Annotated in this window: 10 protein-coding genes; 2 read left to right on the top strand and 8 right to left on the bottom strand. The window is 61.4% G+C overall.

Annotated elements, in window-relative coordinates; translation table 11 throughout:
- Positions 1–215: 215 nt before the first annotated feature.
- Entirely contained in the window at positions 216–620 is a 405-nt protein-coding gene (locus tag CGA22_RS25670) for a pilin (protein ID WP_041023155.1), read from the top strand.
- A 285-nt stretch (positions 621–905) separates the two neighbouring features.
- The gene (locus CGA22_RS25665; RefSeq protein WP_041023147.1) at positions 906–1,259 is read left to right on the top strand and encodes a BON domain-containing protein; all 354 of its coding nucleotides are present in this window, start codon (positions 906–908) and stop codon (positions 1,257–1,259) included.
- 300 nt (positions 1,260–1,559) lie between these two features.
- Here the strand turns inward: CGA22_RS25665 and CGA22_RS25660 are convergent, their stop codons facing one another.
- The 8 genes from CGA22_RS25660 to panB form a co-directional block, all read right to left on the bottom strand.
- Positions 1,560–1,856, bottom strand: a complete 297-nt coding sequence (locus tag CGA22_RS25660; RefSeq protein WP_041024906.1) for a DUF2845 domain-containing protein — start codon at positions 1,854–1,856, stop codon at positions 1,560–1,562.
- A gap of 1 nt (position 1,857) precedes the next feature.
- Positions 1,858–4,791 carry a DUF748 domain-containing protein gene (locus tag CGA22_RS25655; protein ID WP_041024905.1) on the bottom strand — a complete coding sequence of 978 codons (2,934 nt, stop codon included), beginning with the start codon at positions 4,789–4,791 and terminating at the stop codon, positions 1,858–1,860.
- A gap of 117 nt (positions 4,792–4,908) precedes the next feature.
- Positions 4,909–5,925: a class I SAM-dependent rRNA methyltransferase gene (locus CGA22_RS25650; RefSeq protein WP_041024904.1), complete on the bottom strand. Its 1,017-nt coding sequence runs from the start codon at positions 5,923–5,925 to the stop codon at positions 4,909–4,911.
- Positions 5,926–6,100: 175 nt separating this feature from the next.
- On the bottom strand, positions 6,101–8,038 hold the full coding sequence (acs, locus tag CGA22_RS25645; RefSeq protein ID WP_041024903.1) for an acetate--CoA ligase: 1,938 nt from the start codon (positions 8,036–8,038) through the stop codon (positions 6,101–6,103).
- A 193-nt stretch (positions 8,039–8,231) separates the two neighbouring features.
- Positions 8,232–9,896, bottom strand: a complete 1,665-nt coding sequence (gene pgi / locus CGA22_RS25640) for a glucose-6-phosphate isomerase (RefSeq protein WP_041024902.1) — start codon at positions 9,894–9,896, stop codon at positions 8,232–8,234.
- Positions 9,897–10,247: 351 nt separating this feature from the next.
- Positions 10,248–10,628 (bottom strand): aspartate 1-decarboxylase, encoded by a 381-nt coding sequence (gene panD, locus CGA22_RS25635; RefSeq protein ID WP_007963888.1) that lies wholly within the window; start codon positions 10,626–10,628, stop codon positions 10,248–10,250.
- A gap of 203 nt (positions 10,629–10,831) precedes the next feature.
- Entirely contained in the window at positions 10,832–11,689 is an 858-nt protein-coding gene (gene panC, locus CGA22_RS25630) for a pantoate--beta-alanine ligase (RefSeq protein ID WP_188258746.1), read from the bottom strand.
- The gene (gene panB, locus CGA22_RS25625; protein WP_041024900.1) at positions 11,686–12,486 is read right to left on the bottom strand and encodes a 3-methyl-2-oxobutanoate hydroxymethyltransferase; all 801 of its coding nucleotides are present in this window, start codon (positions 12,484–12,486) and stop codon (positions 11,686–11,688) included. The genes panC and panB overlap by 4 nt, the downstream gene beginning before the upstream one ends.
- Positions 12,487–12,580: the final 94 nt, after the last annotated feature.

Raw genomic sequence — 12,580 nt, 5'->3', positions numbered from 1 at the left:
GACTGCTGACAGTTCATGACTTATAGCCTAGTCAAGCATCGACGCCAAACCAGCGGGGTCGGGTGACAAAAAACGTCAGATAGTGCGGATGTTGGGGTAGGACGTTGGGCTTCCTTGGGCCAGAAGCTCTTGCTGGCAGGGTCGCGGGGATTGGCATGTGCCGTGCAATACACCCTCCAAGCATGAGATTTCGCCTCATGTTAATGGAGATGTCTATGAGCAAGCAGAATGGTTTCACGTTGATCGAGCTGCTGATCGTCGTGGCGATTATCGGCATTCTGGCGACGTTTGCGTTGCCGCAGTATTCCAAGTATCAGGCGCGGGCGAAGGCCACGGCGGGGCTTGGGGAAATCAGCGCGATGAAGGTGCAGTACGAGGATCTGGTCAATCAAGGTACCGACCCGACAGCGGCCCTTATGAACTTCCCGACGTCCAGTAACTGCACGTTTTCCGTCTCGGGAACGGCCGCCGCCGGGGGAACCCTTGTATGTACCCTCACGAAAGCACCCAGTCAGGTAATGGGCAAGACCATCACGCTCACTCGCACGGCGGCAGGTGCCTGGTCATGCGGCTCGACTGCCGCCCAAGAGTTTCTGCCGGCGGGTTGCACCGGCACTTGAGCAGCGCCGTGATTTGGAGTCGGTCATGTGGCGGGATTCACTTCCCGTCACATAAAGTCTTCGCGATTCATAAGCTTAGAAGTTGGACACAGAACCGGTAAGTTGCATGTAGATAACTGGCAGGTCATGCATTTTGCAAGATTATGAAAATGACCGCTTCGCTTAACACTTTGATTTTAAACAAATTAATTAATTTCTCAAAACTGGCACACCCTTCGCACTACTCCTGATAACCCTGCCGGGAATCACCTCCGGCAGTTTCTGAGAAAAACAGGAGTTACTCGTATGAAGAAGTTCGCTATCACTGCCGCTACTGCTGCCGCACTGACCTTGACCATGGCTAACGCATTTGCCGAGACTGCTCAAGCGACCCAGGCTCCGATGATGTTGGCTGCTGGTGAAGTGACTAAAGCCAAGGAAGAAACCAAGGACACCTGGATCACCACCAAGGTCAAAGCCGACCTGGTGACCGAAAAAGGTATCCCAGGCTCCGACATCAAGGTTGAAACCAACAAAGGCGTCGTATCCCTGTCTTCGACCGTTGCTGTTACCGCAGCTCAAAAAACCACCGCCGTGGCCATCGCCAAGAAAATCAAAGGCGTCAAAGCCGTATCGGCTGATGGCCTGAAGGCCGAATAAGGCCAAGACTTCTCGCCTGGACTGGGAGAGGGCACGGCAGACGGGCTGAGTCATACGTTTGCCGTTGCTTTGGAGTTCATGCGAAAGGCCACAGGGACGTGGCCGCCACAGGCCCTCGGAATTTTTCCGGGGGCCTGTTTTATTTTGGGTGAGAGTCAGCCGACACTTGTGTTGGCTAGGCTACTGCCATCGCGAGCAGGCTCGCTCCCACATGGGGCTGGGGTGTTCTCAAAATCCAAAGGCGGGCACCGATCCCCTGTGGGAGCGAGCCTGCTCGCGATAGCGGTGTCATTGCCAGCCTCAGTGCCCACGCCGACTGTTGATCTGCACCAGCCGATTACCCTCGAAACGCAAGAACTGGTACATGCCGCTGTTAGGACCGTAGGTCCATTCTTCCACCGGGTATTCCTCCCGGCGATTGACGCTGCGTTTGTAGCCCAGGTCATCCCGCGCCACCGGTTGCCCGCACTTTTGCAGCACTTCGCTCGAGCGGTCGCCGACGCTGATCAACTGGCTGCCGCAGCGCAATGTGTCGGCAGCCGATGCGTGAGCGGTGGTGAGCAGCAAGCCCAAGCCGAGCCAGTAGAGACGCTTCATCCTATTCGGCATCCAGATGCAGAGGGGTGATCACACGCCCGTCGCTTTCGGCCTGGCCGAGGCTGGCGTCGATGAAATAGACACGGTCATCGGCCAACTTGCCCTTGTCCACCAGGAAGTCCTTGATGCTGCTGGCCCGCTCCTGGCCCAACTCGCGCAGCAATACGTCACTGGCGCTCCAGAATTTGATAACGCCTTCACGCAGTTTCTCGATGCGGGCCTTTTTATCCAGTTGTGTCCATTCGGCCGGCGGCTGGGTCTTGAGACGGGTTCGATAGATGCCTTCCAGCAGCGGTGCCTTTTCGTCTTCCGGCACCTGCAGCAGCGCCGCCTTGGCGGGAACCTTGTCGCCCCGGCGTTGCAGCATCTTGTAGTAGTTGTACTGGTATTCACGTTCCAGGCGCTGGCCGGCGAGCAGCGGCCCGTCGCTGCTTTCGGCGGCAGTGCCTTCGATTTCCAGGCGCAGTTCCGGACGCTTGGCCAGCGCCTCGGAGAGCTTGAGCAGCACGCCTTCGTTTTCCGGGCTCAGGTCGCTGGAGCCCGGTGCAAAGGCCACGCTGCCCAGGTCTTCCGAGCCACCGCCGGCCACCAGCCCACCGATGAGTTTGAACGGCGCCTGGGCAGCCCGCACCACCAGGTTGCGCAGGGTTTGCCAGACAATCGGCATCACACTGAATTGCGGGTCGTTGAGATTGCCGGACACCGGCAGCTCGATGGAGATCCTGCCCTGGGAATCCTTCAGCAGCGCGACGGCCAGTTTCAACGGCAGGCTCACTGCGTCCGGGCTGTCGACCTTTTCCCCCAGTTGCAGTTGCTCGACCACCACCTTGTTTTCGGCCTGGAGCTGACCCTTGGTGATCCGGTAATGCAGGTCGAGATTGAGTCGGCCCTTGCGGATGCGATAACCGGCGAATTTGCCGGAGTAGGGCGTCAGCGTCGTCAGCTCGACCCGTTTGAAGCTGGTGGCGATATCGAGGCTGGCCATCGGGTCGAACGGGTTGAGAGCACCCTTGATCGTTACCGGCGCATAGCGGTCGACCTTGCCGTTGACGTCTACGCTGGCCGGTTTGGCCTGGCGGCTGTCGATGGTGCCGATCTGGCCGTTGAGCTGCTGGATGGCCGTGGCGAAATTCGGCGTCAGGCTGAAGTCGGCGAAGTTGGCCGAACCGTCGTTGATGGCAATCGCGCCGACGTGAATACCCAGCGGTTTTTCCTGGGACGCCGGTTTTGCTGCAGTGCTCTTCGTACCGCTGTCCGGCGGCTGTGGGATCAGCAAGTCATCGACGTTGGTGGTGCGATCGTCGTTGATCATGAAGCGGGCATAAGGTTGGAACAGGTTGACCTTGTCGATGGACAGGCTGTCGCCATGCTGATAATTGAGGCCTTCGAGCACCAGGCTTTGCCATTTGACGAAATCGCGGGTCTTGAGGGTGTCGAGGGTGTGCAGTTGGTCGACCTGGGCGCGGCCGGTGACCGCGAAGGCCAGCGGCGCGGTGCTCTTGAGGTCGACCGCCAGATCGCTGCCGAGCATCCCTGAGCGCAGCTCCAGGCGAATGAACGGGGTGATATAGGCCTGGGCGACACGCAGGTCGATGTCCTGGGTCTTGACCTTGAGCCTGGCGGTGATCGGGTTCAGGTTGACTTCGCCGTCGGCCATGAGCTTGCCCTGTTTACCCACGCCGGTATCAAGCTTGAGGGTAAAAGGCGAGCCGTTGAGGGTGTCGTAGTTCTGCAGGTCGAGGTTCAGCGGGCCGACGTCCAGTGCCACGGCGGGTTGCGCCTGGCGGTCGGCCAGATGCACCCGGTAATCGCGCAGTTGCACATCCTTCAACAGCACCTGCCAGGGTTTGGCGGCTGCCTTGGGCTCGGGTTTGGGCGAATCGGCCGCTGCCGGGGCCGATGCCGGTTCGACCTTGACCTGCGGCTTGGCCGGCTGGCTGGCGAAGAGTTTCTGCCAGTCCAACTGGCCATCGGCTTCGCGTGCCGCCCAGGTTTCGAGTTTCTGGCTGCGGATCTTGCCCACGACCACCTGCTGTTTAGCCAGGTCCACCGTGGTTTCGCTGACATCCAGGCGTTCGAGCTTCGCCAGCGGACGGCCATCGGGGGCCTTGATGGCAAAAGGCGCGACACTGACGGCCACGTTGTTGAGCAGCAGCTCGGTGCCCTTGGCCAGGTTGAGCTTGTAGTCGGTGCTCAGGTTGAGGATGCCGTTCTCCAGCACCAGCGGTACCGCGTCGCGGACGTAAGGCCACCAGAACTTCATCTGGCCATCGGAGACCTTCAGTTTGCCCTCGGACGCGATCGGCGAAAGGCTGAAGTTACCGGTCCAGTCGACCTTCCCACCTTCGGGACCGGCGGCCACCAGGGTCATGTCGGCGCTGTCGTCGGGCAGGGTGCTGAGGTTCTTCAGCTCGAAATCAAGGGTGTCGTAGAGAAATTCGATGGGTTCGCTGGGGCGAAGGTCCTGGAAATGGACATAGCCGGTGGCCAGCTTGATCCGGTCGACCCGCAGGGGAAACGGCTTGGCCTCGGGGTTGGCTGGGGTCGGTTCGCTGGGTGGCAGCTTGAACAAGCCCAGGAGGTTCAGTTGGCCGTCCTTGGCGAACAGCACCTCGGTCCGGGGCTTGTCCAGTTCGATGTCGGCCAGGTGCAGGGCGCCGGACCACAGGCTGTCGATCTGCAGGTTGGCGTACAGCCGTTCGAAGCCCACCTGTTCCTTGCCCGGTTCACCGATGTTCAGGCCCCAGACGGTGACTTCAAGGCTGAAAGGATTGAGTTCGATGCGCTGGATCTGAGCGGGTACCGTGGCATGGTTGGCCAGTTGTTGATTGGCGATGCGCAAGGCGATGCCTGGCAGTATCAGGAAACCCAGCAGGCTGTAGAGGGCCAGTGCGGTGAACAGGGCGCCAAGGGCGCGCAGCAATCCTTTGAGCATGTGTGGCTTCATCTGGTGGAATCGGAGTGCCTTGGAGTATGGCACGCGTTTACGGTTCCGAAGCCACTGGTATTTATGAGATTTGTCCGTTTTTCCCGTAGGAGTGCTGAGGTTGGCTCAGAACTGCAGGATCAGTGTCTTGAGCGGAGGATTTCGGTCCATGGAAGGAAAGTCCTCGCCGGGCGTCAGCACGCTCCATTCGCGCACCGGTCGGCCGGCTTTTTCCGCGCAGCGCAACACCTGTTCGCGCCAGTCGTCCATGGACACCTTTGCCAGATTGTTGCAGCAGATCAGCACGCCATTGTCGGCGGTGGTGAGCAGCGCCGGTTTGAGCAGGCTCTGGTAGTCCCGCAGCAGGTCGACGGTGCCGAAGGCGCTCTTGGCCCAAGCTGGCGGGTCAAGCAGCACCAGATCGTACTGGCGTTGCTCCAGGCGTACATAGCTGGGTAGTTTCTGCCCGCGCCGTTGGCTGATGGGCAGGCCTGCCAGTTGGCGGATCGCCGGGAAGTAGTCCGACTGCACGAACTCCATGGGGAGTAACGCGGGATTGAGCAGGCCGTTTTCGCGACCTACCGCCAGGTTGCCTTCGGCAAAGTCCAGGTTGCACACCTCCCGTGCGCCACCGGCCGCGGCGCTCAGGCCAACGCCGCAGGTGTAGGCGAACAGGTTCAACACGCTTTTGTTGCGGCTGTGTTCCTTGACCCAGCCCCGGGCATTGCGCAGGTCGAGAAACAGCAATGGATCCTGTCCGGCATGGCGTCCACGGACGCGATAATTCAGGCCCCATTCGTGGCCGACCAGGTCTTGCAGGGCGGCTTCTTCGGCTTGGTAGACCGTGTCCTGGCGGTCGATCCGCGAGTTGCCTCGGGCGCGGTCGTTGTAGACCAGCAGGGTGTCGACGCCCAGGGCTTCGTTGACGATACCGTGCAACTGCAACAAGGCCTCGCGCTCCAGCGACTGATGGAAACTCTGCACCAGCAATTGCGGGCCGTAGCGGTCGACGGTCAGGCCGGGGGCGCCTTCCTGGCTGCCATGGAACAGGCGATAACAATCGGTGCCTTGCTGGTGCAACTGGCTGAGCAGGTCCTGACGCTGGTCGAGGGCGGCGCGCAGCGCCTGATTCAAGGAAGACATGCCACACGCGCCTTAAGGAAATGAGGCGCGGGAGTTTAGCAGCTTCGGGAAGGATCGTTCCCACGCTCTGCGTGGGAATGCAGCCAGGGACGCTCCGCGTCCCCAGAGGCCGAACGCGGAGCGTCCGTTGCGGCGTTCCCGCGCAGAGTGTGGGAACGATCAGTACGGTGGTCGTTTAGCGATTCAGGCGTTTGTCGATCAGTCCCTCCACCACGCTCGGGTCGGCCAGGGTCGAGGTGTCGCCAAGGCTATCCAGTTCGTTGCAGGCGATCTTGCGCAGGATGCGCCGCATGATCTTGCCCGAGCGGGTCTTGGGCAGGGCCGGCGCCCACTGGATCAGTTCCGGCTTGGCGAAGCTGCCGATTTCCTTGCTGACGTGGGCCAGCAATTCTTTCTTCAATTCATCATTGGCCTCGACCCCGTTCATCGGCGTGACAAACGCATAGATGCCCTGACCCTTGAGGTCATGGGGGTAACCGACGACCGCCGCTTCGGCGATGCTGTCGTGCAACACCAGGGCGCTTTCCACCTCGGCGGTGCCAATGCGGTGGCCGGAGACATTGATCACGTCATCGATGCGTCCGGTAATCCAGTAATCGCCGTCCTCGTCACGGCGGGCGCCGTCGCCGGTGAAGTAATAGCCGGGGTAGGGCTTGAAGTAGGTGTCGACCATGCGTTGATGATCGCCATAGACGCTGCGGATCTGTCCCGGCCAGCTGGACTTGATCGCCAGTACGCCGCTGCCGGGCCCACTGATTTCCTTGCCCGTTTCATCCAGCAGGACCGGTTGCACGCCGAACATCGGGCGGGTGGCGCAACCCGGCTTGAGTCGCGGGGCGCTCACCAGCGGGCTGAGCATGATGCCGCCGGTTTCGGTCTGCCACCAGGTATCGACAATCGGGCAGCGCTGCTCGCCCACCGCGTTGAAATACCATTCCCAGGCTTCCGGGTTGATCGGTTCACCGACGCTGCCGAGCAAGCGCAGGCTTTTGCGCGACGTGGCCTGCAAGGGCCCGGAACCTTCGCGCATCAGCGCGCGCAGGGCGGTGGGAGCGGTGTAGAAGATGTTGACCTGGTGCTTGTCGATCACCCGCCAGAAACGCGAGCTGTCGGGATGGCTGGGGACGCCTTCGAAGATCAACGTGGTGGCGCCGTTGGCCAGCGGGCCGTAGACGATGTAACTGTGCCCGGTGACCCAGCCAACGTCGGCGGTGCACCAGAACACTTCGTTGTCGCGATAGTCCAGCACGTACTTGAATGTCATGGCCGCTTGCAGCAGATAGCCGCCGGTGGTGTGCAGCACGCCCTTGGGTTTACCGGTGCTGCCGGAGGTGTAGAGGATGAACAGCGGATCTTCGGCGTCCATCGGCTCGGGCGGGCAGTCGTCGCTGGCGTCATGCATAGCCTGGTGATACCAGAGGTCGCGACCTTCGGCCCAGCTCACCTCGGCCTGGGTACGCTCGACCACCAAGACCGTGCTGACGTTCGGGCAGCTTTCCAGGGCCTTGTCGACGTTGCGCTTGAGCGGGACGAATCGCCCGCCGCGCACGCCTTCGTCGGCGGTGATCACGGTGCGGCAATCGGCATCGAGAATCCGGTCACGCAGCGAGTCCGGCGAAAACCCGCCGAACACCACCGAATGCACCGCGCCGATGCGGGTGCAGGCGAGCATGGCGTAGGCCGCTTCCGGAATCATCGGCATGTAGATGCAGACCCGGTCACCTTTCTTCACGCCACGGCTTTTCAGGACGTTGGCCAGTCGGCACACATGGTTGTGGAGTTTTCGATAGGTGATTTCCGCCGACTCGGCGGGGTCGTCGCCTTCCCAGATGATTGCCGTCTGGTCGCCACGTTTTTCGAGATGGCGGTCGATGCAATTGGCGCTGACGTTCAGTTTGCCACCCGCGAACCAAGTGGCGTCGCCGTTCTTGAGGTCATAGCGCTGGACGGTTTGCCAGGGCGTCATCCAGTCGAGAAACCGGGTGGCCTGTTCAGCCCAGAAGGTACTGGGGTGTTCTATGGATTCCTGGTAGAGCCGCTGGTATTCGTCTTGACTCAGTTGCGCAGCCCGGCGGACGGCATCGGCTTGGGGGTACTGGCTGATATCGAACATGACGGTTCCCTATTCTTGTTTTTGCGACAAGTCATAAAGATGCGCCGAGTAGCCGGAGGGTTCAAGCCATGCACAAACGACTGTGGGAGCGAGCCTGCTCGCGATGGCGGCGTATCAGTCAATGGGGATGTTGACTGATCTACCGCTATCGCGAGCAGGCTCGCTCCCACAGAGGGTAACGCAGGCCTAGGGCTTAACCGCGATGACGTCCACGGAAGTAGTTGATCAGACCTTGGGTCGAAGCGTCTTCGGCAGCACTTTCTTCGCTACCCACCAGGCGGTTGTAGACACCCTTGCCCAGCTCCTTGCCCAGCTCCACGCCCCACTGGTCGAAAGCGTTGATACCCCAGACCACGCTTTGTACGAACACTTTATGTTCGTACAGCGCCACCAATGCGCCAAGACGCCGCGGGCTGATACGTTCCACCACCAGTGTGTTGCTCGGACGGTTGCCCGGGATGACCTTGTGGGCGGCCAGCTTCTGCACGTCTTCTTCACTGGCGCCCTTGTCCCGCAGCTCGGCTTCGGCTTCGGCGCGGGTCTTGCCGAGCATCAGTGCCTGGCTTTGTGACAGGCAGTTGGCGTACAGCCACTGGTGATGATCGGAAACCGGGTTGAAGCTGACAACCGGCACGATGAAGTCGGCCGGGATCAATTGGGTGCCCTGGTGCAGCAACTGGTGGTAGGCGTGCTGGCCGTTGCAGCCGACGCCGCCCCAGATCACCGGGCCGGTGTCGGTGGACACCGGTGTACCGTCCTGGCGCACGCTCTTGCCGTTGGATTCCATGTCCAGTTGCTGCAAGTGTTTGGTGATATTGCGCAGGTAATGGTCGTACGGCAGGATCGCGTGGCTTTGCGCGCCCCAGAAATTGCCGTACCACACGCCCAGCAAGGCCAGCAGCACCGGCATGTTCTGTTCGAATGGCGCACTCTGGAAATGCTGGTCCATGGAATAGGCGCCGGACAGCAGTTCCTTGAAGTTCGACATGCCGATGGCGAGGGCGATCGGCAGGCCGATGGCCGACCACAGCGAGTAACGCCCGCCGACCCAGTCCCACATCGGGAAGATGTTTTCTTCGCGGATGCCGAAGGCCACGGCCGCCGCGTTGTTGCTCGATACGGCGATGAAGTGGCGATACAGCTCCGCTTCGGAACCGCCCTGGGCGAGGTACCAGGCGCGGGCGGCCTGGGCGTTCTTCAGGGTTTCGAGGGTATTGAAGGATTTCGACGAGACGATGAACAACGTGGTCTCGGCGCGCAGCTTCATGGTCAGCTCATGGAACTCGCTGCCGTCGATGTTCGCCAGGTAATGGCAGCGAACGCCTTTTTGCGCGTAGGACAACAGGGCTTCGGACACCAGTTCCGGGCCGAGGAAGGAGCCACCGATACCGATGTTCACCACGTCGGTGATCGGCTTCTCGGTATAGCCGCGCCACAAGCCATCGTGAATTCGGCCCACCAGGTCAGTGATCTGGTTCAGCACCTTGTGCACATCCGGCATCACGTTGACGCCGTTCACCAGCAACCGGTCGCCCACCGGCCGACGCAGGGCGGTGTGCAGGGCGGGGCGGTTTTCGGAGGCGTTGATGATTTCGCCTTCGAACAGCGCCTTGATCGCGCCCTTGAGGTCGACTTCATTGGCCAGGCCCACCAGCAGGTCGCGGGTCTGGGCGGTGATCAGGTTTTTTGAATAATCGAGAAACAGGCCGCAGCTCGACAGGGTGAATTGGTTGAAACGCTGCGGATCGGCATTGAACGCTTCGCGCATGCTGAAATCCTGCATGGCCTTGCGGTGGTCATTCAGCGCCTGCCAGGCGGGCAGGGCGGTCACGTCATGAGGGTTTCGGTAGTACGCCATCGCTGCGGGTTTCCTTTTACTTGAACGACCTTTTGTACACTAAAAATTCCGGCATGGCCCGCGGAGGGCGTCCGGACACCTGCGTCGACACGATCTGCGGGCGCAGGGCGACTACAGTAAACCTCGCGTTGCGATCTGTCTTGGCTTTGTCAGACCGGTTCCCGGTACTTTTTTATACAACGGGTGCAGGAAAGGGCCGACAGACGGAAAGCGATGCACGCTTAAGAACACAGAATACTCACTGTGGGAGCGAGCCTGCTCGCGATGGCGGTGTGTCAGTTGGCATCAAGGTCAACCTCACTACCGTAATCGCGAGCAGGCTCGCTCCCACAGGGGAATGTGCGGGGGCGATCAGGCGACCTGCACCGGAATGGCATTGCTGGTGTGGCTTAGCTCGTTGCCCGGCGCCATGTACAGCATGCGGGGCTTGAAGTTGACCAGCTCGGCTTCGCTGTAGTGGGCGTAGGCGCAGATGATGACGCGGTCACCCACCTTGGCCTTGTGGGCTGCGGCACCGTTGACCGAGATCATCCGCGAACCTTCTTCGCCACGGATGGCGTAGGTGGTGAAGCGCTCGCCGTTATCGACGTTGTAGATCTGGATCTGCTCGTATTCACGGATCCCCGACAGGTCCAGCCACTCCCCATCGATGGCACAGGAGCCTTCGTAGTCGAGCACGGCGTGAGTGACTTCGGCGCGGTGCAGCTTGGCCTTGAGCATGATGGCGTGCATGGTTTTCTCCTCTGGTCGGGTCCGAACGGCGGGCAGTTTGCCCGAAGGCCACCGAGGCGGCAATGACTCCACCATCCCCTGTGGGTGAGCCCGTGGGAGCAAAGCTTGCTCGCGATACAGTCACCTCGGTTCCAGGGCCGACCGCGTTGCCTTCGTCGCGGGCAAGCCTTGCTCCCACAGTTTTTTCCACAGAGGGAATGGTGTCAGGCGGCGTCGAGGTCCAGGTGCAGGTTGTCGATCAGTCGGGTGGTGCCGAGGAACGCGGCGACCAGAATCACCAGATCGCGGTCTTCAGGCGTGGCCGGGCGCAAGGTCCGAGCCTGGCGGATCTCCAGGTAATCGGGGCGCAACCCCGCGGCTTCGAGTTGCGTGACCTGCTCGGCAACCAGGGCCGGGAAGTCCCGTTGCCCTTGTCGGATCGCCTCGGCAATGCAGCTGAGGCTGCGGTAGACCACGGGCGCCACGGCACGTTGTTCAGGGCTGAGGAAGCCATTGCGCGACGACAGCGCCAGGCCATCTTCGGCGCGAACGGTCGGTTCGCCAATGATCTGGATCGGCATATTCAGGTCGTGGACCAATGCGCGGATCACCGCCAGTTGCTGGAAGTCTTTCTGGCCGAACACCGCCAGGTCGGGCTGGACCATGTTGAACAGCTTGCTGACCACCGTCGCCACGCCCTCGAAGTGCCCGGGACGGCTGGCGCCGCACAGGCCTTCGGACAATTGCGGCACGCTGACCCGGGTCTGCCCGGCCATGCCGTCGGGGTACATCTCTTCGACGGACGGGGCGAACAGCAGATGGCAGCCGGCCTGGAGCAGTTTTTCCTGGTCGGCGGCGAGGGTGCGCGGGTATTTGTCGAGGTCTTCGCCCGCGCCGAACTGCAGCGGGTTGACGAAAATGCTGGTCACCACGAAGTCGGCTCGCTGCGCCGCTTTGGTGACCAGCGCCACGTGGCCGCTGTGCAGATTGCCCATGGTCGGCACGAAGGCGATTCGTTTACCTTCGCTGCGGGCACGAGCCACGGCGGCCCGCAGTTCACGTACGGTCTTGACGGTGTTCATGCAGAGAATCCGTGTTCGGCGCCAGGGAAGGTGGCCGCTTTGACCTCAGCCACGTAAGCGCTCAGGGCGGCCTGGATGTTGGGTTGCCCGGCCATGAAGTTCTTCACGAACTTTGGCGCGCGCCCCGTGAGCGACAGCCCCAGCATGTCGTGCAGCACCAGTACCTGACCATCGGTGGCGTTGCCGGCGCCAATCCCGATGACTGGAATCTTCACCGCCTGGGTGATTTCTTCGGCCAGCTCGCTGGGCACGCATTCGAGCAACAGCATCGCCGCTCCGGCCTGCTCCAGCGCAATGGCGTCGGCGCGCATCTGCCGCGCCTGGTTTTCATTGCGACCCTGGACCTTGTAGCCGCCGAGCACGTTGACCGCCTGCGGTGTCAGGCCCAGGTGCGCGCACACCGGGATGCCGCGCTCGGCCAGCAACCGGATCGACTCGGCCAGCCACAACGCACCTTCGACTTTCACCATGTGGGCGCCGGCCTGCATCAGCAAGGCGCTGTTGGTCATGGTCTGGTCGAGGGTGGCGTAGGCCATGAATGGCAGGTCGGCGAGGATCAGTGCATCGGTGTTACCGCGTTTGACGCAGGCCACGTGGTAGGCCATGTCTGCGGTGGTCGCCGGCAGCGTGCTGTCGTGGCCCTGCAACACCATGCCGAGGGAATCGCCCACCAGCAGCACTTCGACACCGGCCTCGTTGCAGGCGTGGGCGAAGGTTGCGTCATAGCAGGTCAGCATGGCGATCTTTTCGCCTTTCTGCTTGAGACCTTGCAGCGTGGTCAGGGTAATAGCTGGCATGAAAAAGTCCTCATTAGGCGCTCGTGAACTACTGCGAGTAACGCGCATGATTCGTCATTTATACAGGCGCACCCTCTATGCGTGGTGCTTGTAA

The sequence above is a fragment of the Pseudomonas sp. PSB18 genome (assembly GCF_014596565.1).
In the GTDB taxonomy this organism is placed as follows: Bacteria; Pseudomonadota; Gammaproteobacteria; order Pseudomonadales; family Pseudomonadaceae; genus Aquipseudomonas.
Note: the sequence above shows the minus strand (reverse complement) of the source record. Positions and strands in the feature narration are given on the sequence as shown.